The sequence below is a fragment of the Pseudomonas fluorescens NCIMB 11764 genome (genome assembly GCF_000293885.2).
Taxonomy (GTDB): domain Bacteria; phylum Pseudomonadota; class Gammaproteobacteria; order Pseudomonadales; family Pseudomonadaceae; genus Aquipseudomonas; species Aquipseudomonas fluorescens_B.
This window is the reverse complement of record NZ_CP010945.1, coordinates 6,037,574-6,058,281: the sequence shown is the minus strand read 5'-3', so window position 1 is coordinate 6,058,281 and position 20,708 is coordinate 6,037,574. Positions and strand designations below refer to the sequence as shown.

Sequence of the window (20,708 nt, the reverse complement as noted above, 5' to 3'; positions counted from 1 at the left end):
GACTTTTCATGCAAGCGCCAGAGAAAAATCGCAGCTTCACCCAGTTGATCGAATTCGAGATCGAACCCCATCAGCAACCTGCATTGGTGTCGGCGTTATCGAAGCAGACCGAACGTCTGGCCCAAGGCTACAGCGGATTTCTGAGCGCCAGTATCCAGGCCAGCGACGATGGCCGGCGGGTGCTCAACTACCTGCAATGGCAATCTCGCGAGGCGGGGGAAGCGGCGTTTCAAAGTTTTGAAAGCGGCGAGCAGGATTTCTGGCAGCTGATTCGCGCCCATCAGGCGAAAACCGTGACCTTCGGCTCGTTCCAGGTGCTGCACAGTCTGGAACGTAGCCACGATGACGCGTTGCACTGCAATCTGGTGGGTTGAATCGACAAGTGCATCAGACGCTCGTCCTGCACGTTTTCGGTCGGTCGGCGCTTGTTCGCCGCCAGTTCGCCGATCTTGATCAGTCGCATGCGCGTCACGTTACGGCTCAAGCTGTCACGCGGGGTTCCTCAGTTAACTCAACACAAACCTCTTGGGGCGGCCTTTGTGGCGAGGGAGCTTGCTCCCGCTCGGCTGCGCAGCAGTCGTAAACAGGTTGACGCGGTCTTTCAGAAAAAACGTGCGGGCCTGTTATGGGACTGCACCGCAGCCCAGCGGGAGCAAGCTCCCTCGCCACATCGTTTCAGGCCGTGGCTTTGGCGGGCAGCACGTCATTGGCGATCGATTCGCCAAACAGCCGGTGAGGTTGGTGACACCGCGGCCCGCCAGGCTGGCGTACGGTTCAGGCAACAACGGAATAACGCATTGGCGTTCTTCACTTGCGAGTGTTTGCCTTCGAAATCCACGGCTTCGCCTTGCAGCACGCGGCGCCAGATCTTCAGGAATTCGTCGGTAACTTCGGCCTGGACGGAAGGTCATCAGGCAAAGTCGATAGCCACTATCGAAAGCGTTGATTTCTGCCCATCGAGAGGCGGGGGTAGCCTGTGTTCATTGACCCGAACCCAGATGCCAGGACGCCACATCATGAAAACCCTACTCACCACTTTCTTGCTGCTTGCGGTCTCCGTTCTCACCGGATGTGCCAGCCATGTTTCCCCGGAATTGCGGCCCTACACTGCTGAAGAAAGCAGGGAACTGGCGCTGGAGGCGTTGAATCGTCGCGGTTTGTCCTTCGACGAATACCACGCGAAAAAGGCCGAATTGCTCGGCGAACCGCAGAAGACCTTCAGTTTTGACAAGCAAGGCGAGATGAACGCCGAGCGTGCCGTTCAGCTTCACGGTCGTCCAAGCTGAGCGACTGTACCGCTCGAAGTTTCACCCAACTGTCCATGGGTTTCCTTCAGGGTGTGCGATAGGGTCAATACCTGACTGACCCTGATGGACTGCCGCTCATGACGCTCTCGCTCGACCTGCTGCTGGGTTTTGCCCTGTTTGCCCTCGTCACCTCCATCACTCCCGGCCCGAACAACACCATGTTGCTGGCATCGGGCGTGAACTTCGGCTTTAACCGCACCATTCCCCATATGCTTGGGATTACCTGCGGCTTCTTCGTGCTCGTCGTGGCAGTCGGTTTCGGCCTGGGCGCAGTGTTTCAAACCTATCCGTTGTTCTATACCGTTTTGCGTTACGTTGGAGCCGCGTATTTGTTGTACCTGGCGTGGAAAATCGCGCATTCCGGGCCGGTGTCCGACGGCGGGCATGGGGAGAGCAAACCCATCAGTTACCTCGGCGCCGCAGCTTTCCAGTGGGTCAATCCCAAGGCGTGGATCATGGCCATCGGTGCGATCAGCACCTACACGCCGATGCAGGGCTATTTCACCAATGTGCTTGTGATTGCAGCGGTCTTTGCCCTGATCAACCTGCCGAGCGTCGGTGTCTGGGCGGCGTGCGGCACGTTGTTGCGCAACGTGCTCAAGGACCGTCGCTGGTTGCGCCTGTTCAACTGGGGCATGGCCGCGCTGCTGGTGGTTTCGCTGTATCCGTTGTTGCTCGAAAGCTTTAGCTGACGCATTGCTTCATCCGGTTGCCCGATGCCTGTTAAGCTCGACTTCAGGAGCGTTCCTACGCACTTTTCAATGAAGTCGTACTTCTATTACGCATCCGATCAGGTATTGCTGGTTGACTGGTTCCCAGCACTGATCCCGGAACAAGCTCTGCGAGTCTTTTATGAATAAACGTCCGTTGTATTTCGACTACGCCGCCACCACGCCGGTGGATGAGCGGGTCATCCTGGTCATGGTCGAATGTCTGGGTTTTTCCGGCAACTTCGGCAACCCGGCGTCCAGCTCCCACGCGTTCGGCCAGCAGGCCCGGCAAACGGTCGAGCAGGCGCGGCAGCAGGTGGCCGAACTGGTCGGCGCGCAAGCAAATCAGATCGTCTGGACCTCCGGCGCCACCGAATCGAACAACCTCGCCCTCAAGGGCGTGGCCCAGGCCCGGGGCGTATCCGGTGGCCATGTCATCACCAGCCAGATTGAACACAAGGCGATTCTCGACACGGCGAAGCAGTTGCAGGACGCGGGCGTCGCAGTGACGTATCTGGTGCCGGACGAGGAAGGTCTGATCACCGCGCAAGCCGTCAGCGAGGCGATGCGCGAGGACACCTTTCTGGTGTCGCTGATGCTGGTCAACAACGAGCTGGGCACGGTCAATGACATCGCGGCGATCGGCGAAGTGGTGCGTGCCCGCGATGCGTTGTTCCATGTCGACGCCGCTCAGGGCGCAGGGAAAGTGGCGATTGACCTGACGCGGTTGCCGGTGGACCTGATGTCGTTTTCGGCGCACAAGATCTACGGCCCCAAAGGCATCGGCGCGTTGTATGTCGGTCCTCGCGCGCAGCCGCGTTTACAGGCGCAGATTCACGGCGGCGGCCACGAGGGCGGTTTGCGCTCCGGTACGTTGGCGACTCATCAGATTGCCGCCATGGGCGAGGCCTTCGCGTTGGCGGCGCAACTGTTCGATGAAGAGAAAACCAGGATCGCGCGTCTGCGTGAACGCCTGCTGGAACCGTTGCTGACCATTCCCGGCGTTCGCCTCAACGGCAGCGCCACCCAGCGCATTCCCCATACCCTGAGCCTGACCTTCAACGAAGGCGATTTCAACCCGGCGGCATTGAGCGCCTCGATCGCCTTTTCCGCGACTTCGGCCTGCAACTCCGCCAGTAATGCGCCATCCCACGTGCTGCTGGCCCTGGGGCATGACGCTCGTTCGGCAAGTCGCACCATTCGCCTGAGCCTGGGCCGGTTTACCACCGAACAGGATATCGACCAGGCGGTACATCTGATCACAGCCGCCTGCACCAGTGCTCCGGCATTCTGGCAGTAGCGCTTTTACGCGCCGACTGAGATCGGCACTCAACAATAATGATGAAGTGATTAGCAGGAGACACGATGAGTACGCAGCCTTCGATCAATGGATCGGTGCCCGAGCGCCTGGCGCACACCCGCGAGCTGATGAGCCGGGAGGGTATCCATGCCCTGCTGGTGCCGTCGGCCGATCCGCACCTGTCTGAATATCTGCCCGGTTACTGGCAAGGGCGGCAATGGTTGTCGGGTTTTCACGGCTCGGTCGGCACGCTGATCGTGACGCCGGATTTCGCCGGCGTCTGGGCGGACAGCCGTTATTGGGAGCAAGCGACCAAAGAGCTCAAGGGCAGCGGCATTGAGCTGGTCAAGCTGCAACCGGGGCAACCAGGCCCGCTGGACTGGCTGGCCGAGCAAACCCCTGAAGGCGGTGTCGTCGCGGTGGACGGTGCGGTGATGGCCGTGGCTTCGGCGCGTACGCTGGGGGGCAAACTCGAAGAGCGCGGCGCCCGACTGCGTACCGACATCGATCTGTTGAGCCAAGTCTGGAGCGATCGTCCGACGCTGCCGAACGAGCCGATCTATCAGCACCTGCCGCCTCAGGCGACGGTCAGCCGTGGCGAAAAACTCGCCAACCTGCGCGAGGTGTTGAAAGAGCGGGGCGCCGATTGGCATTTCATCGCCACCCTCGACGACATCGCCTGGCTGTTCAACCTGCGCGGCGGCGATGTGTCGTTCAATCCGGTATTCGTTTCATTTGCGCTGATCAGCCAGCAACAGGCCACCCTGTTCGTGGCGCTGGGCAAAGTCAGCGCCGAGCTACGCGCGATCCTCGAACAGGACGGCGTAACCCTGCGCGACTACAGTGAAGTGGCCGACGCGTTGCGCGCGGTACCGAGCGGCGCGAGCCTGCAAGTCGATCCGGCGCGTGTCACGGCTGGCCTGCTGGACAACCTGGACAGCGGTGTAAAACTGGTTGAAGGCCTGAACCCGACGACACTGGCCAAATCGCAGAAAAGCCTGGCCGATGCCGAGCACATCCGCAAGGCCATGGAACAGGATGGTGCGGCGCTGTGCGAATTCTTCGCCTGGCTGGAGTCGGCGTGGGGCCGCGAGCGCATCACCGAGCTGACCATCGACGAACACCTGACCGCTGCGCGTACCCGTCGTCCGGACTATGTGTCGCTGAGTTTCAACACCATTGCCGCGTTCAACGCCAATGGTGCGATGCCGCATTACCACGCAACCGAAGAAGAGCATGCGGTGATCGAAGGCGACGGTCTGTTGCTGATCGACTCCGGCGGCCAATACCTGGGCGGCACCACCGACATCACGCGGATGGTACCGGTCGGTACGCCGACGGATGAGCAGAAGCGCGATTGCACCCGCGTGTTGAAAGGTGTGATTGCATTGTCCCGTGCGCAATTCCCTCGGGGTATCTTGTCGCCGTTGCTGGATTCCATCGCCCGTGCGCCGATCTGGGCGGAAAGCGTCGATTACGGTCACGGCACCGGGCACGGCGTGGGCTACTTCCTCAACGTTCACGAAGGCCCGCAAGTCATTGCCTATCAAGCTGCGGCGGCACCGCAAACCGCGATGCAGCCGGGCATGATCACCTCCATCGAACCGGGCACTTACCGTCCGGGCCGCTGGGGTGTGCGGATCGAGAACCTGGTGTTGAACCGTGAAGCGGGCAAGAGCGAGTTCGGTGAGTTCCTGAAATTCGAAACCCTGACCCTGTGCCCGATCGACACCCGTTGCCTCGAGCCGGCGCTGCTGACGGCGGACGAAAAACAATGGTTCAACGCGTATCACGCCGAAGTGCGCGAGCGCTTGAGCCCGTTGCTCGACGGCGCAGCGCTTGAGTGGTTGAACACTCGAACCGCCGCTATCTGATCGGCCTGAGTTCAGGCGCTGCTTCCAGCGCTTGACTCATATAGTCGACAAAGGCTTTGACCCTGGCGGATTGGCGACGATTCGCCGGGGACACGGCATGGATCGGCAGCGACTGCGCAACGTAGTTCGGCAGAATCGCCGTCACTCGCCCGGTTTTCAGATCCTCGCTGAACAACCACACCGGCGACAGTGCAATCCCCAGTCCCCCCAACACCATCTCGCGGATAGCCTCCGAGTTGTTGCTTTGTGCGTTGCCTTTGATCCGCACTTCGTGGCGCTGGGCATCTTTCTCATAAACCCACAGGTTCTGGCTGTTCAGCAGGTTGAACTGCAGGCAGTTGTGCCCGCTCAGTTCTTCCGGTGATCGCGGTTCGCCGTGCTGCTTGAGGTAGTCCGGCGCTGCGACGGTCACTCGATACGTGGTGCCGACGTGGCGGGCGATCAGGCCGCTGTCGTGCAGTTCGCCGATTCTGAACGTGACATCCAGCCCTTCGCGGACCAGGTCCTGGTTTTGATCACTCAGTTGCAGGTCAATGTCGATGCCGGGATGGTGTTTCAGAAATTCCGCCAGGCGCGGGGCAATCTGCAAGCGCCCGAAACTCACCGAGGAACCGATGCGCAGGTGACCGGCGATGCGCTCTCTGCCGGACTGGAAGCTGTGTTCCGCCGCATCGACGGCCGCGAGGATTTGTCGACATTCGTTGTAGTAACGCTGACCTTCATCGGTCAGGGAAAGCTGACGGGTGCTGCGGGCAATCAGTTTTCCACCCAGTTCGGTTTCCAGCGCTTTCAAGACTTTGCTGATGGTGGGCTGGCTGGTCTGCATCTCTCGGGCAACGGCAGAAAAGCTGCCGCGTTCGACGACCCGGACGAAGATCGCCATTGCAGTGAGTTTATCCACAGGGTTTCTCATTGATGCTAAATAGGCATGATCACTATAGCTATATAGCGTCTTATCAGCATGAGTGAGATGGAGGAGGATTTATCCCACTGCCACCTCTGACGGGAATATGCGAAATGACAGACATAACTGAAATGCGCGCTCTGATTGTCGACTCGGCTAATGCGCCGCTACGCTTGGCTTCCATTCAACGGCCGGTGCCCGAAGCGGGGCAGGTGCTGGTCCGCATCAAAGCCAGCGGGGTGAACCCGCTGGACGGGAAAATCCGTGCAGGCCTGGCGGCTCATGCGCGTCAGCCGTTGCCGGCGACAGTGGGTATTGATCTGGCGGGAATCGTTGAAGGTGTGGGGACAGGTGTTACCGGATGGCAGCCGGGCGATGAGGTGTATGCCATGGCCACCGGCATTGGCGGTGCGCAGGGTTCTTTGGCGGAATACGCAGCGGTCGATGCCCGGTTGTTGGCGCGCAAGCCAGGCAATTTGAGCATGCGTGAGGCGGCGGGGTTGCCGCTGGTGCTGATCACTGCGTGGGAAGGACTGGTGGATCGGGCGCGGGTGCGGGAGGGCCAGAAGGTGCTGATTCACGGCGGGGCGGGTGGTGTAGGTCATGTTGCGATACAGATTGCCCGGGCCTTCGGTGCTCAGGTGTTTGCGACCGGTTCTGCAAGGCATCAGGCAATCATCGAAGGTTACGGTGCGACGTTTATCGATTACCGCCGCTCTTCGGTTGAGGAATATGTAGCGCAGCATACGGATGGGGAGGGCTTCGATATCGTCTATGACACGGTAGGCGGCGAAACCCTGGATGCTTCCTTCAAGGCATCGCGGATTTATCACGGTCATGTGTTGAGCTGCCTTGGCTGGGGGCAGCACAGTCTGGCGCCTCTTTCGTTTCGCGGGGCAACGTACTCTGGCGTGTTCACGTTGTTGCCCTTGCTCACCGGTGTCGGGTGCGAGCATCACGGGGAGATTCTTCGAGAAACGGCGCGGTTGATAGAGGCGGGCAAGCTGATGCCCTTGATGGATCCTCGGACGTTCACACTGGAAACGGCCGAGGCCGCCCATGAGTTGCTCGTCTCGGGAGGGGCTCAGGGGCGGTTGGTCATCGAGATTTAAGCCAGGGCTTCAAGGACGAAGTCCAGTCGATCCTGGCCGAAGAACAGCTGGTTATCGACAAACATGCTGGGTGCGCCGAACACACCGCGTTGCACGGCTTTCTCGGTGTTGTTCTTGAGCGCGGTTTTGACCTCTTCGTCAGCCGTCAAAGCCAGCACTTCGGTCGGATCAAAACCATTTTGCGTCAGCACGGTGGCGACGGTCGCCAGGTCATCGAGGTTGCGTCCTTCAACCCAAATCGCCTGGAACAGGCAGTCGATAAAAGCCTGGAAGCGTTCCGGATGGCGCAGTTGCATGCCTGTGACTGCGCGCATCAGCATGAGTGTATTGATGGGAAAGTTCGGATTGAACTTCAGCGGCACGCCGTAGCGTCTGGCGTAACGATCAAGGTCCTGAAACATATAGGCGCCCTTGGCCGGAATGGTCGCGGGTGAGGCGTTGCCTGTTGCCTTGAAGACCCCGCCCAGCAGGATCGGAATATAGATCAGCTGACTGTCGGTCTGCGCACAGATTTTCGGCAGTTGGGTGTAAGCCAGGTAGGTGGCGGGGCTGCCTAGGTCGAAATAGAACTCCACGGTTTTGCTCATGGTCGATGCTCTGATTATTGTTGTAGGGGAGGGCTTACCAGCGTTCGTTCCAGGGGCGCAGGTCCAGCTCGAAGGTCCAGGCGTCACGAGGCTGACTGTGCAGGTACCAGTAATTCTCGGCAATGTGTTCAGGGTTGAGGATGCCGTCCTGATCCTTGGTCGCATACTTCTCGGGAAAAGCATCGCGAATGAAATCGGTATCGATGGCGCCGTCGACGACGACGTGAGCAACGTGAATGTTCATCGGCCCCAGTTCGCGGGCCATGCTCTGGGCCAGCGCGCGAATGCCATGCTTGGCGCCGGCGAACGCCGCGAAACCTGCCGCGCCACGCATGCCGGCGGTAGCACCGGTGAACAGGATCGTGCCCCGTTGACGCTTGGCCATGCGCTTGGCCACTTCACGGGCGTTGAGAAAGCCTGAGAAACAGGCCATTTCCCAGATCTTGAAATACTTGCGCGCCGTTTCTTCGAGAATGCTGCACGGCACGTTGGCGCCGATATTGAACACAAAAGCCTCGATGGGACCGATCTGGCTTTCAATCTGTTCGACCAGCGCGATCACGTCCTCTTCCTTGCGTGCATCGCAGGCAAAACCATGGGCTTCACCGCCAACAGCGTTGATGGCGTCCACCAGCGGCTGGAGTTTTTCTGCACTGCGCCGGGTAACGCACGCGACAAAACCTTCTTGCGCAAAACGTTTGGCGATAGCGCCACCCGTGGCATCACCCGCGCCGACTACCAGTACGACCTTCTTGTTATTCATGGGTAGTTCCCTTTGCTAAACGATCGTTAACTAAACGAACGTTATGCTACGATCGGGCAGGCGTCAAGACGATCAATCCTGAGGGGAAGGCAATGCGTTACTCGGCCAGTCATAAACTGGAAACCAGGGAGAAGCTGCTGGAAAGCAGTGCGGTGTCGGCGAAGAAGTCCGGTTTCTCTACGGTCGGCGTCGATGCCCTGATGAAAGCTATTGGCTTGAGTGGCGGAGCGTTCTACAGCCATTTTTCGTCGAAGGATGAACTGTTCGCTTCAATCGTCGAGAAGGAGCTGGGTCAAAGCCTGGAACGCCTGGGGGCCGATCAGGACCGTGACAGGCTCGAACGCTGCCTGAAGCACTACCTGAGCATGTCCCATGTCGAACATCCGGAATCCGGTTGTGCGTTACCGGCACTGGGCGCGGAAATTGCCCGTTCAGACGTGATGATTCGCCAGCAGGCGGAGAAATGGATTTGTCGGCTTCAGGAGAGTTGGGCACAGATACTGGAGAGCGACAGCCTGGCCTGGGCCATTCTGTCGCAATGCATTGGAGCATTGGTGGTGGCGCGAATGTTGGCCACTCCAGAGATCCAGCGCACGGTGTTGAAGTCCAGTTACGATGAGATTGGCCGTCAGATCGCAGGCCCACGAACCTGAAGCGACGGCATCAACCTATTTGCAGATCACGATCATGCTGCGGCTTGTATAGCCGGCAGGATTGAGGCCAAACGGATAGTCGCCTGGTTCTTCCACGCCATCCCCTGACTTGGCGATGACTTTGTAGCCTTTCGGCGCACACGAATTGGCGGCGCTGGTGTAGCACTTGTCCCAGGATGACGACAGTCCGGAGCAGTTGACATGCAACCCTTTCTTGCCACGTTTGATATGGGTTTCCGAAGTCGCCGCGCAGCCCGCAACTGCAAGTACGGCGATGAGTATCAAAATTCGTTTCATTGCTGTCCTTAAAGCGTCCCCGGATCTTTGTGCCCGGGTCTGGCTGCACTCGCTTTCGTTCGAAGCGTTTCTGATATCCCTATCCTGAAAAGTCCATGTCCGACATTGGGTTGCGGGCCTAAACATGGCCTAAATGCGCGGTAAATACCAGAGTTTCGTCAAATCCTGTATCAATCCGCCGCGACGGCGGGCTTGGCGGCGCTTCCCATGGTCATGGTCGCGCCGACGGAAGCCAGAATGATGCACAGAATAGCCATCCACTGTGACAGTGAGAGGAACTCATGAAGGAACAGCAAGCCTGACAATGCGCCGAACGCAGGTTCAATACTCATCAGCGTACCGAACGTGCGGGCCGGCATTCGGGTCAGGGCGACCATCTCCAGCGTATAGGGCAGGGCAGTGGAAAGGATGGCAACGCCGATGGCCACAGGAATCAACGACGGCGTCAACAGCGCGGCACCCGCATGAACAATGCCGATAGGCGCGACGAACAGCGCGGCGATCATCACCCCCAGTGCAGCAGTCTGCACGCCGTTATCGGCACCGGCCTTCTGGCCGAAGAGTATATATAGCGCCCAGCAGACACCGGCGCCCAGGGCATAGCCCGCTCCGAGGAGATCAAGACTGGCACTGGTTGCTCCTGTCGGTATCAACAGCAGCAATCCGACGGCGGCCAAGGCGATCCACAGAAAGTCGATCGCTCGACGCGAGGCATAGATGGCGACCGCCAAGGGGCCGGTGAACTCCAGCGCTACCGCAATGCCCAGAGGAACGGTGCGCAAGGACATATAGAAGAGGAAGTTCATGCCGCCCAGCGCCATTCCGTAAACGATGACGGTACGCAGGGATTTTGTGGTGAGCTTCGCTCGCCACGGACGCAGAAGCACGATCATGATCAGGCTGGCGAAGATCAATCGCAGGGTAGTCGTTCCTTGAGCGCCGATAACAGGGAACATGCTTTTGGCCAGGGAAGCTCCGGACTGGATCGACGCCATTGCTATTAATAGCAGGCCCACCGAGAACAGGGTCGAGGCAAGGCTGCGAGGCTGGTCATTCATTGCGTGGCATCGTCCAAGGCAGGGAGCGAAAGAGTTGTATCGTGTATTGGGCAATATACTGCGCATTCAAGGCGGCCGCGTCTATATATAAGCGGTGATTTTGAACATCGTGATAGAAAAGCCAAATCAGGGGTTGACGGCAGATTCTGGAAGTCTATAATTCGCCCCACTTCCGGCGCAGTCGAAACGGAAAACTCCTTGGTAAACAAAGAGTTATGCAATTTTCGACAGCGAGTTGCTTCAGTTCATCGAAGCCCAGAAGGAGTTGGTCAGGCAGTGTGTTGTCGCTTGATTGACGGTTCGATCTTCTCGGTCGAAAGCGGAGAAAAAGAGGTGTTGACAGCAGCGAACAACGCTGTAGAATTCGCCTCCCGCTAACGAGAGATCGGAAGCGCAAGTGGTTGAAGTTGCAAAGGAAACTTTGAAAACTTCTGAAAATAACCGCTTGACAGATACAGAGGGCGCTGTAGAATGCGCGCCTCGGTTGAGACTAAAGATCTTAACCAACCGCTCTTTAACAACTGAATCAAGCAATTCGTGTGGGTGCTTGTGGAGTCAGACTGATAGTCAACAAGATTATCAGCATCACAAGTTACTCCGCGAGAAATCAAAGATGTAACCAACGATTGCTGAGCCAAGTTTAGGGTTTCTTAAAAACCCAAAGATGTTTGAACTGAAGAGTTTGATCATGGCTCAGATTGAACGCTGGCGGCAGGCCTAACACATGCAAGTCGAGCGGTAGAGAGAAGCTTGCTTCTCTTGAGAGCGGCGGACGGGTGAGTAATGCCTAGGAATCTGCCTGGTAGTGGGGGATAACGCTCGGAAACGGACGCTAATACCGCATACGTCCTACGGGAGAAAGCAGGGGACCTTCGGGCCTTGCGCTATCAGATGAGCCTAGGTCGGATTAGCTAGTTGGTGAGGTAATGGCTCACCAAGGCGACGATCCGTAACTGGTCTGAGAGGATGATCAGTCACACTGGAACTGAGACACGGTCCAGACTCCTACGGGAGGCAGCAGTGGGGAATATTGGACAATGGGCGAAAGCCTGATCCAGCCATGCCGCGTGTGTGAAGAAGGTCTTCGGATTGTAAAGCACTTTAAGTTGGGAGGAAGGGCATTAACCTAATACGTTGGTGTCTTGACGTTACCGACAGAATAAGCACCGGCTAACTCTGTGCCAGCAGCCGCGGTAATACAGAGGGTGCAAGCGTTAATCGGAATTACTGGGCGTAAAGCGCGCGTAGGTGGTTCGTTAAGTTGGATGTGAAATCCCCGGGCTCAACCTGGGAACTGCATTCAAAACTGACGAGCTAGAGTATGGTAGAGGGTGGTGGAATTTCCTGTGTAGCGGTGAAATGCGTAGATATAGGAAGGAACACCAGTGGCGAAGGCGACCACCTGGACTGATACTGACACTGAGGTGCGAAAGCGTGGGGAGCAAACAGGATTAGATACCCTGGTAGTCCACGCCGTAAACGATGTCAACTAGCCGTTGGGAGCCTTGAGCTCTTAGTGGCGCAGCTAACGCATTAAGTTGACCGCCTGGGGAGTACGGCCGCAAGGTTAAAACTCAAATGAATTGACGGGGGCCCGCACAAGCGGTGGAGCATGTGGTTTAATTCGAAGCAACGCGAAGAACCTTACCAGGCCTTGACATCCAATGAACTTTCCAGAGATGGATTGGTGCCTTCGGGAACATTGAGACAGGTGCTGCATGGCTGTCGTCAGCTCGTGTCGTGAGATGTTGGGTTAAGTCCCGTAACGAGCGCAACCCTTGTCCTTAGTTACCAGCACGTTATGGTGGGCACTCTAAGGAGACTGCCGGTGACAAACCGGAGGAAGGTGGGGATGACGTCAAGTCATCATGGCCCTTACGGCCTGGGCTACACACGTGCTACAATGGTCGGTACAGAGGGTTGCCAAGCCGCGAGGTGGAGCTAATCCCACAAAACCGATCGTAGTCCGGATCGCAGTCTGCAACTCGACTGCGTGAAGTCGGAATCGCTAGTAATCGCGAATCAGAATGTCGCGGTGAATACGTTCCCGGGCCTTGTACACACCGCCCGTCACACCATGGGAGTGGGTTGCACCAGAAGTAGCTAGTCTAACCTTCGGGAGGACGGTTACCACGGTGTGATTCATGACTGGGGTGAAGTCGTAACAAGGTAGCCGTAGGGGAACCTGCGGCTGGATCACCTCCTTAATCGACGACATCAGCTGCTCCATAAGTTCCCACACGAATTGCTTGATTCATTGAAGAAGACGATAAGAAGCAGCCCGAAATTGGGTCTGTAGCTCAGTTGGTTAGAGCGCACCCCTGATAAGGGTGAGGTCGGCAGTTCGAATCTGCCCAGACCCACCAATTTTTGTGTGGGATCCTGTAGCAATACGGGGCCATAGCTCAGCTGGGAGAGCGCCTGCCTTGCACGCAGGAGGTCAACGGTTCGATCCCGTTTGGCTCCACCACTACTGCTTCTGATTGTATAAAGCTTAGAAATGAGCATTCCATCGTGATGGTGGTGAATGTTGATTTCTAGTCTTTGGCTAGATCGTTCTTTAAAAATTTGGGTATGTGATAGAAAGATAGACTGAACGTTACTTTCACTGGTAACGGATCAGGCTAAGGTAAAATTTGTGAGTTTAATCGCGAATTTTCGGCGAATGTCGTCTTCACAGTATAACCAGATTGCTTGGGGTTATATGGTCAAGTGAAGAAGCGCATACGGTGGATGCCTTGGCAGTCAGAGGCGATGAAAGACGTGGTAGCCTGCGAAAAGCTTCGGGGAGTCGGCAAACAGACTTTGATCCGGAGATGTCTGAATGGGGGAACCCACCTAACATAAGTTAGGTATCTTAAGCTGAATACATAGGCTTAAGAAGCGAACCAGGGGAACTGAAACATCTAAGTACCCTGAGGAAAAGAAATCAACCGAGATTCCCTTAGTAGTGGCGAGCGAACGGGGACTAGCCCTTAAGTGGCTTTGAGATTAGCGGAACGTTCTGGAAAGTACGGCCATAGTGGGTGATAGCCCTGTACGCGAAAATCTCTTAGTCATGAAATCGAGTAGGACGGAGCACGAGAAACTTTGTCTGAATATGGGGGGACCATCCTCCAAGGCTAAATACTACTGACTGACCGATAGTGAACTAGTACCGTGAGGGAAAGGCGAAAAGAACCCCGGAGAGGGGAGTGAAATAGATCCTGAAACCGTATGCGTACAAGCAGTGGGAGCCCACTTTGTTGGGTGACTGCGTACCTTTTGTATAATGGGTCAGCGACTTATTTTCAGTGGCGAGCTTAACCGAATAGGGGAGGCGTAGCGAAAGCGAGTCTTAATAGGGCGTCTAGTCGCTGGGAATAGACCCGAAACCGGGCGATCTATCCATGGGCAGGTTGAAGGTTGGGTAACACTAACTGGAGGACCGAACCGACTACCGTTGAAAAGTTAGCGGATGACCTGTGGATCGGAGTGAAAGGCTAATCAAGCTCGGAGATAGCTGGTTCTCCTCGAAAGCTATTTAGGTAGCGCCTCATGTATCACTGTAGGGGGTAGAGCACTGTTTCGGCTAGGGGGTCATCCCGACTTACCAAACCGATGCAAACTCCGAATACCTACAAGTGCCGAGCATGGGAGACACACGGCGGGTGCTAACGTCCGTCGTGAAAAGGGAAACAACCCAGACCGTCAGCTAAGGTCCCAAAGTTATGGTTAAGTGGGAAACGATGTGGGAAGGCTTAGACAGCTAGGAGGTTGGCTTAGAAGCAGCCACCCTTTAAAGAAAGCGTAATAGCTCACTAGTCGAGTCGGCCTGCGCGGAAGATGTAACGGGGCTCAAACCATACACCGAAGCTACGGGTATCACTTAGGTGATGCGGTAGAGGAGCGTTCTGTAAGCCTGTGAAGGTGAGTTGAGAAGCTTGCTGGAGGTATCAGAAGTGCGAATGCTGACATGAGTAACGACAATGGGTGTGAAAAACACCCACGCCGAAAGACCAAGGTTTCCTGCGCAACGTTAATCGACGCAGGGTTAGTCGGTCCCTAAGGCGAGGCTGAAAAGCGTAGTCGATGGAAAACAGGTTAATATTCCTGTACTTCTGGTTATTGCGATGGAGGGACGGAGAAGGCTAGGCCAGCTTGGCGTTGGTTGTCCAAGTTTAAGGTGGTAGGCTGGAATCTTAGGTAAATCCGGGATTCTAAGGCCGAGAGCTGATGACGAGTGTTCTTTTAGAACACGAAGTGGTTGATGCCATGCTTCCAAGAAAAGCTTCTAAGCTTCAGGTAACCAGGAACCGTACCCCAAACCGACACAGGTGGTTGGGTAGAGAATACCAAGGCGCTTGAGAGAACTCGGGTGAAGGAACTAGGCAAAATGGCACCGTAACTTCGGGAGAAGGTGCGCCGGTGAGGGTGAAGGACTTGCTCCGTAAGCTCATGCCGGTCGAAGATACCAGGCCGCTGCGACTGTTTATTAAAAACACAGCACTCTGCAAACACGAAAGTGGACGTATAGGGTGTGACGCCTGCCCGGTGCCGGAAGGTTAATTGATGGGGTTAGCTAACGCGAAGCTCTTGATCGAAGCCCCGGTAAACGGCGGCCGTAACTATAACGGTCCTAAGGTAGCGAAATTCCTTGTCGGGTAAGTTCCGACCTGCACGAATGGCGTAACGATGGCGGCGCTGTCTCCACCCGAGACTCAGTGAAATTGAAATCGCTGTGAAGATGCAGTGTATCCGCGGCTAGACGGAAAGACCCCGTGAACCTTTACTATAGCTTTGCACTGGACTTTGAATTTGCTTGTGTAGGATAGGTGGGAGGCTTTGAAGCGTGGACGCCAGTTCGCGTGGAGCCAACCTTGAAATACCACCCTGGCAACTTTGAGGTTCTAACTCAGGTCCGTTATCCGGATCGAGGACAGTGTATGGTGGGTAGTTTGACTGGGGCGGTCTCCTCCTAAAGAGTAACGGAGGAGTACGAAGGTGCGCTCAGACCGGTCGGAAATCGGTCGTAGAGTATAAAGGCAAAAGCGCGCTTGACTGCGAGACAGACACGTCGAGCAGGTACGAAAGTAGGTCTTAGTGATCCGGTGGTTCTGTATGGAAGGGCCATCGCTCAACGGATAAAAGGTACTCCGGGGATAACAGGCTGATACCGCCCAAGAGTTCATATCGACGGCGGTGTTTGGCACCTCGATGTCGGCTCATCACATCCTGGGGCTGAAGCCGGTCCCAAGGGTATGGCTGTTCGCCATTTAAAGTGGTACGCGAGCTGGGTTTAGAACGTCGTGAGACAGTTCGGTCCCTATCTGCCGTGGACGTTTGAGATTTGAGAGGGGCTGCTCCTAGTACGAGAGGACCGGAGTGGACGAACCTCTGGTGTTCCGGTTGTCACGCCAGTGGCATTGCCGGGTAGCTATGTTCGGAATAGATAACCGCTGAAAGCATCTAAGCGGGAAACTAGCCTCAAGATGAGATCTCACTGGGACCTTGAGTCCCCTGAAGGGCCGTCGAAGACTACGACGTTGATAGGTTGGGTGTGTAAGCGCTGTGAGGCGTTGAGCTAACCAATACTAATTGCCCGTGAGGCTTGACCATATAACACCCAAGCAATTTGCTGACCTGAAAAGGCACCAGATTGCGGTGTGTGAAGACGAAACGAACCGAAAGTTCGAAAACAAACACACAAACTATCGCATACCCATTCGCTGGAGCGTGAACCTGCAAAGGCCCACGACCTGGCTACCGAATTTCTTGACGACCATAGAGCATTGGAACCACCTGATCCCATCCCGAACTCAGCAGTGAAACGATGCATCGCCGATGGTAGTGTGGGGTTTCCCCATGTGAGAGTAGGTCATCGTCAAGATTAAATTCCGAAACCCCAATTGCGAAAGCAGTTGGGGTTTTGTTTTGCCCGCAGGAAAGTGGCGCAAAAAAATGGGCAGCCTCATCGGCTGCCCCTGATCTCATCGGCACAGTTAGTGAAACTTTGGCAGAACGTATTCAGCGATCTCTTCGATAACGTCGGCAACCGGCCTTTCGCTACGACGCACATGCAGACCAACATGCTGCACACCGGCTTCACGCAATGCCTGAAGTTCATCAATCAACGCCAACCGCCCACAAATACCGCCGAACCGTACACGTCGCATCGGAGCATGAGGATCGGCTGCCAGATCCAGGTGGACGAAGCTGATGTAAGGCTTATCCCCACCTACTTCCCTCCACAGCCCCACCCGACGACGATGTTCGTCCGGCGTGCCGGGATAGGCGAGCCAGCCATCCATATGTTCGCCAATCCAGGCAGGTGACTGCTGACCAAGACCTGCCACCAGCAATGGCACTGCTTGGTCCCGCTGCGGAAGCAATTGCGCACCATCAGGCAAGCGGCCTGCACCCTGGTCGCGCAGCAACTCCACCGTATTGCGGAAGATCTCTGCGCGCTGATCGTAATCCACACCAAACAACGGATACTCCATCGGGCGGTCGCCGCTGGCGACGCCGAGCAGTAAACGTCCGTCGCTCAATTCATCAATACTGTTTGCGCCCTTCAGGGTGAGCCAGGGCTGACGCAATGGCAGTACAACCGCCGCGGTACCCAACATGATGTTGTCGGTGATTCCGGCGAGATAGCCAAGGTAGGAAAAGGTTTCGAAGACCTGTGCGGCGTCTCCGAAATTCGGATCATAAACCGGTACATCACGAACCCACAGCGCGCGGAAACCAGCCTTGTCGGCCAGACGCGCCATCGCCGCATGTTGCTTCAGATCTGGAACACCGAAGGGCCGTTCCTCAGCAATCCGCCGCCGCTGGCCATCACTGGACCAATCATTATCCAGCGGCAGCTCCAGGCCAATCGAAAACCCGTTGGAGCCCAGTAATCGTTTAAATCGTGAATGCATGAAAAGACTCCCAGACAAAATGGAATGACATGCACTCAGTATCCACAGACCTATCGGCAAGAAAAATGCACGAATGGGAATATCAATCTTGAGCAAACCGCACGAATCCACACGATAAACCAACTGTCGTTTTGGCCCTCAAGGACAACCATTAGAGAAAATCGCACTAAAGCGACCGTACGGTTTTTGGTATGGTGCAGCTCGTTTTTAACGGACTGATTTCAAGCCTAAGGATCGGCGCTCCATTTTTGTCAAAGAGCAGCTACAGAAATGCCCGAACCCATACCGATCAAGGATCACGAAAAAGAGACGCGCCTGGTCAACAAAAGATTGATGGCCTGCGCCTTGCTCGTCGTCTCGATCACCTGCGCACTGGTGGTGCGCATGTACGTGCTGCAGGTGGTCGAGTTTGACTATCACTCGACCATCTCCGAGAACAATCGTGTCCACGTATTGCCGATTGCCCCGGCGCGCGGGTTGATCTACGACCGCAACGGCGTGGTCCTCGCCGACAATCGTCCCAGCTTCAACCTGACCATCACCCGCGAACGCGCCTCCGACGTCAAAGAAGAACTGGACGAGGTGGTCAACCTCTTGCACCTGCCCGCTGAGGACCGGACGCTGTTCGACAAGGCGATGAAGCAGGCGCGTCATCCATTCGAGCCCGTCACCCTGTTCTATGAACTCAGCGAAGAGCAAATCGCCGTACTCGCCGTCAACGAATTCCGTCTGCCCGGAATCGATGTCGAGCCACAATTCGTTCGTCACTACCCAATGGGCGCACACTTCGCGCATTCGATTGGCTACGTCGGTCGGATCAACGAGAAAGAATCCAAAGCCCTGGATACGGTCGAGTATCGAGGCACTCAATCCATCGGCAAGACCGGGATTGAAAAGTTCTACGAGTCGGAATTACACGGCCAGGTCGGTTACGAAGAAGTCGAAACCAACGCTCAGGGCCGCGTTTTGCGGGTGCTCAAACACACCGATCCGATCCCCGGCAAAAACATCGTCCTGAGCCTGGACGTCAAACTTCAGGAAGCCGCCGAAGAAGCCTTGGGTGATCGTCGTGGTTCAGTGGTCGCGCTCGATCCATCGACCGGCGAAGTGCTGGCCATGGTCAGCAAGCCAAGCTTCGACCCGAATCTGTTCGTGACCGGGATCAGCTTCAAGGAATATGCGGCGCTGCACGATTCCATCGACCGGCCGCTGTTCAACCGTGTGCTGCGCGGCCTCTACGCTCCGGGCTCGACTATCAAGCCGGAAGTGGCCATCGCCGGTCTTGACGCCGGCGTGGTAACCCCGCAGACACGCGTCTTCGACCCCGGTTACTACCAACTTCCCGACTTTGATCATAAATACCGTAACTGGAACCACAGCGGCGATGGCTGGGTGGACATGGACACGGCGATCATGCGCTCCAATGACACCTACTTCTATGACTTGGCGCACAAGTTGGGCATTGATCGCCTGCACGACTACATGGCGATGTTCGGCCTCGGCGAGAAGGTCTCGCTGGACATGTTCGAAGAGTCTGCCGGCCTGATGCCGTCCCAGGCCTGGAAGCGTGCCACGCGTCGTCAGCCATGGTTCCCCGGAGAGACCGTGATTCTCGGCATCGGTCAGGGCTACATGCAGGTCACGCCGCTGCAGCTGGCTCAAGCGACTGCGCTGATCGCCAACAAAGGTGTCTGGAACCGACCGCACCTGGCCAAGACCGTGGACGGCGTTGCGCCAGTGGATGAGCATCCGATGCCAAACATCCTGTTGAAGGACCCACGAGACTGGGAGCAGGTCAACCACGGCATGCAAATGGTGATGCACGACGCACGCGGAATTGCCCGAGCGGCGGCGCAGGGTGCTCAGTACCGGATCGCCGGCAAGAGTGGTACGGCGCAAGTGGTCGCGATCAAACAGGGTGAGCGCTACAACCGGGCGAAAACCCTGGAGCGTAATCGCGACAACGCCTTGTTTGTCGGTTTCGCTCCGGCCGAGCATCCGAAGATTGTGATTTCGGTGATGATCGAGAACGGCGAGGCCGGCGGTCGCGTCGCCGGCCCTGTGGTGCGGCAGATCATGGACGCCTGGCTACTGGATCAGGACGGACATCTGAAGCCGCAATACGCCACGCCGAGTAAAGCGCCGGGCGATCCTCACGTTTAAGTGTTCAAGGCTTCACAGCACAGGCTCACGGATGCTGAGCATGTGCTGGAAGCTTTCGAGGAACACGGTTTCGGCCTGACTCATCTTCTGCTCGCGATTCCACAGCAGCTGGATATCGAAATCCACCACCCCGTCTTCCGGCGGCAAACGCCAGAGCAAACCTTGCTCGACATCCCTTCGCACCAGGTGCGTCGGCAAGCAGCCAATTCCGTAGCCTGCGTAAATCAAGCGGTAAATCTCTTCGAAACTCGTCGATGAGGCGACGATCTTGCCGGTGAAGCCTTGCTCGTCACGGAACAGTGTCAGCGGCGAAAGGTTGCCGCCGAGCTGGTCGCTGGTGAAGCTGACGAAGTTCTCCGCCGCGAGTTGTTCCAGCGTCAGGTTTTCTTGCCCGAAGAGTCGATGACGCTGGCCACAAAAGTACGCATAGCGCTCGCGAAACAGTACCCGCTGCTCCAGCCGCGGTTGCGGTAAACGACACAGTCCGACGCCAATGGTCGCGGTCTTTTGCAGTAACGAACTGATGATGTTCGAGCTGCCCATGACCTCGACTTCCAGTTCGACTTTCGGGTGGGTTTCATGGAAGTCGGCGAGGAAGTCATCGTAGTGTCGCGCCTGCACGCCACTGACGGTGAGGATACGGATCTTGCCCACCACGTCATCGTGACGACTCTCCACGACCGTACCCAATCGCGAGATATCGCCGTAGATATCCGCCGCAATGCGCAGGACTTCTTCCCCGGTTTCCGTCAGGTCGAACCGTCGCCCGCTGCGGGCAATCAGCACACATTCCAGTTGTTCTTCCAGCCGTTTTAGCGCTTGGCTGACCGCCGACTGCGTGATGTGCAGCCGCGCTGCAGCGCGGCTCATGCTGCCTTCCTGGCCGATCACCAGGTAGGTGCGCAACAGGTTCCAGTCCAGGCGATCGTTGAGAAAACGTCGGCCCACCCAAGGGTTAGTGGAGGTCATGACAATTCCATGTAGTAGCCGTGCTAATAGTAAAGATAAGAATATGAAAATTGACTAATCCTGGCACGGAAGCGATAAAGCCCACAAGCGCCACAGAGCGCAACCG

15 protein-coding genes, 2 tRNA genes, 3 rRNA genes and 3 pseudogenes are annotated in these 20,708 nt (G+C 56.6%); 13 read left to right on the top strand and 10 right to left on the bottom strand.

Features of this window, described 5'->3' with window-relative positions:
* The first annotated feature begins 8 nt into the window (after positions 1 to 8).
* Entirely contained in the window at positions 9 to 374 is a 366-nt protein-coding gene (locus B723_RS27560) for an antibiotic biosynthesis monooxygenase (protein ID WP_017339947.1), read from the top strand.
* Here the strand turns inward: B723_RS27560 and B723_RS33245 are convergent.
* From B723_RS33245 to B723_RS33855, 3 pseudogenes are all read right to left on the bottom strand, one after another.
* Positions 374 to 484 (bottom strand): annotated as a pseudogene (locus tag B723_RS33245) (sigma-54-dependent Fis family transcriptional regulator); the annotation flags it as partial. The gene B723_RS27560 and the pseudogene B723_RS33245 sit on opposite strands and share 1 nt — an antisense overlap.
* Before the next feature lie 191 nt (positions 485 to 675).
* A pseudogene (locus tag B723_RS33860) lies at positions 676 to 800 on the bottom strand (alkanesulfonate monooxygenase); the annotation flags it as partial.
* Positions 788 to 904 (bottom strand): annotated as a pseudogene (locus tag B723_RS33855) (alkanesulfonate monooxygenase); the annotation flags it as partial. The pseudogenes B723_RS33855 and B723_RS33860, both read right to left, overlap by 13 nt.
* Before the next feature lie 112 nt (positions 905 to 1,016).
* Here B723_RS33855 and B723_RS27555 point away from each other — a divergent pair.
* The 4 genes from B723_RS27555 (at position 1,017) to B723_RS27540 (ending at position 5,191) form a co-directional block, all read left to right on the top strand.
* The gene (locus tag B723_RS27555; protein WP_017339946.1) at positions 1,017 to 1,286 is read left to right on the top strand and encodes a hypothetical protein; all 270 of its coding nucleotides are present in this window, start codon (positions 1,017 to 1,019) and stop codon (positions 1,284 to 1,286) included.
* Positions 1,287 to 1,384: 98 nt separating this feature from the next.
* A complete protein-coding gene (locus B723_RS27550; protein WP_017339945.1) occupies positions 1,385 to 1,999 on the top strand; it encodes a LysE family translocator in 615 nt (204 codons plus the stop codon).
* A gap of 160 nt (positions 2,000 to 2,159) precedes the next feature.
* Complete coding sequence (locus tag B723_RS27545; protein ID WP_017339943.1) at positions 2,160 to 3,317, top strand: aminotransferase class V-fold PLP-dependent enzyme; 1,158 nt, start codon at positions 2,160 to 2,162, stop codon at positions 3,315 to 3,317.
* Between the two features lie 65 nt (positions 3,318 to 3,382).
* Positions 3,383 to 5,191, top strand: coding sequence for an aminopeptidase P family protein (locus B723_RS27540; protein WP_017339942.1), 1,809 nt, complete (start codon positions 3,383 to 3,385; stop codon positions 5,189 to 5,191).
* Here B723_RS27540 and B723_RS27535 read toward each other — a convergent pair.
* Positions 5,184 to 6,104, bottom strand: a complete 921-nt coding sequence (locus B723_RS27535; protein WP_031319053.1) for a LysR family transcriptional regulator — start codon at positions 6,102 to 6,104, stop codon at positions 5,184 to 5,186. The two genes, B723_RS27540 and B723_RS27535, sit on opposite strands and share 8 nt — an antisense overlap.
* 104 nt (positions 6,105 to 6,208) lie before the next feature.
* Between B723_RS27535 and B723_RS27530 the strand changes: the two genes are divergently transcribed.
* Positions 6,209 to 7,207, top strand: a complete 999-nt coding sequence (locus B723_RS27530; protein WP_031319052.1) for a zinc-dependent alcohol dehydrogenase family protein — start codon at positions 6,209 to 6,211, stop codon at positions 7,205 to 7,207.
* Here the strand turns inward: B723_RS27530 and B723_RS27525 are convergent.
* Entirely contained in the window at positions 7,204 to 7,794 is a 591-nt protein-coding gene (locus tag B723_RS27525; protein WP_017339939.1) for a 2-hydroxychromene-2-carboxylate isomerase, read from the bottom strand. The genes B723_RS27530 and B723_RS27525 overlap by 4 nt on opposite strands.
* 34 nt (positions 7,795 to 7,828) lie before the next feature.
* The gene (locus tag B723_RS27520; protein WP_017339938.1) at positions 7,829 to 8,557 is read right to left on the bottom strand and encodes an SDR family oxidoreductase; all 729 of its coding nucleotides are present in this window, start codon (positions 8,555 to 8,557) and stop codon (positions 7,829 to 7,831) included.
* 92 nt (positions 8,558 to 8,649) lie between these two features.
* Between B723_RS27520 and B723_RS27515 the strand changes: the two genes are divergently transcribed.
* Entirely contained in the window at positions 8,650 to 9,210 is a 561-nt protein-coding gene (locus B723_RS27515; RefSeq protein WP_017339937.1) for a TetR/AcrR family transcriptional regulator, read from the top strand.
* A 15-nt stretch (positions 9,211 to 9,225) separates the two neighbouring features.
* Here B723_RS27515 and B723_RS27510 read toward each other — a convergent pair whose 3' ends face one another.
* A complete protein-coding gene (locus B723_RS27510) occupies positions 9,226 to 9,507 on the bottom strand; it encodes a hypothetical protein (RefSeq protein ID WP_017339936.1) in 282 nt (93 codons plus the stop codon).
* A 170-nt stretch (positions 9,508 to 9,677) separates the two neighbouring features.
* Entirely contained in the window at positions 9,678 to 10,565 is an 888-nt protein-coding gene (rhtA, locus tag B723_RS27505) for a threonine/homoserine exporter RhtA (RefSeq protein WP_017339935.1), read from the bottom strand.
* Positions 10,566 to 11,235: 670 nt separating this feature from the next.
* On the opposite strand from rhtA, the gene B723_RS27500 reads away from it, so the two are divergent.
* The 5 genes from B723_RS27500 (at position 11,236) to rrf (ending at position 16,434) form a co-directional block, all read left to right on the top strand.
* Positions 11,236 to 12,772 (top strand): 16S ribosomal RNA (locus B723_RS27500).
* 82 nt (positions 12,773 to 12,854) lie between these two features.
* Positions 12,855 to 12,931 (top strand) — tRNA-Ile (locus B723_RS27495).
* 28 nt (positions 12,932 to 12,959) lie between these two features.
* A tRNA-Ala gene (locus tag B723_RS27490) sits at positions 12,960 to 13,035 on the top strand.
* A gap of 236 nt (positions 13,036 to 13,271) precedes the next feature.
* Positions 13,272 to 16,163 (top strand): 23S ribosomal RNA (locus B723_RS27485).
* A 155-nt stretch (positions 16,164 to 16,318) separates the two neighbouring features.
* Positions 16,319 to 16,434 (top strand): 5S ribosomal RNA (rrf, locus tag B723_RS27480).
* The 16S, 23S and 5S rRNA genes sit together here with 2 tRNA genes alongside, the layout of an rRNA operon.
* Before the next feature lie 112 nt (positions 16,435 to 16,546).
* Here the strand turns inward: rrf and B723_RS27475 are convergent.
* Complete coding sequence (locus tag B723_RS27475; protein ID WP_017339934.1) at positions 16,547 to 17,470, bottom strand: TIGR03571 family LLM class oxidoreductase; 924 nt, start codon at positions 17,468 to 17,470, stop codon at positions 16,547 to 16,549.
* Positions 17,471 to 17,740: 270 nt separating this feature from the next.
* Between B723_RS27475 and mrdA the strand changes: the two genes are divergently transcribed.
* On the top strand, positions 17,741 to 19,633 hold the full coding sequence (mrdA, locus tag B723_RS27470; protein WP_017339933.1) for a penicillin-binding protein 2: 1,893 nt from the start codon (positions 17,741 to 17,743) through the stop codon (positions 19,631 to 19,633).
* Between the two features lie 12 nt (positions 19,634 to 19,645).
* Here the strand turns inward: mrdA and B723_RS27465 are convergent, their stop codons facing one another.
* On the bottom strand, positions 19,646 to 20,602 hold the full coding sequence (locus B723_RS27465) for a LysR family transcriptional regulator (RefSeq protein WP_017339932.1): 957 nt from the start codon (positions 20,600 to 20,602) through the stop codon (positions 19,646 to 19,648).
* Positions 20,603 to 20,708 lie beyond the last annotated feature (106 nt).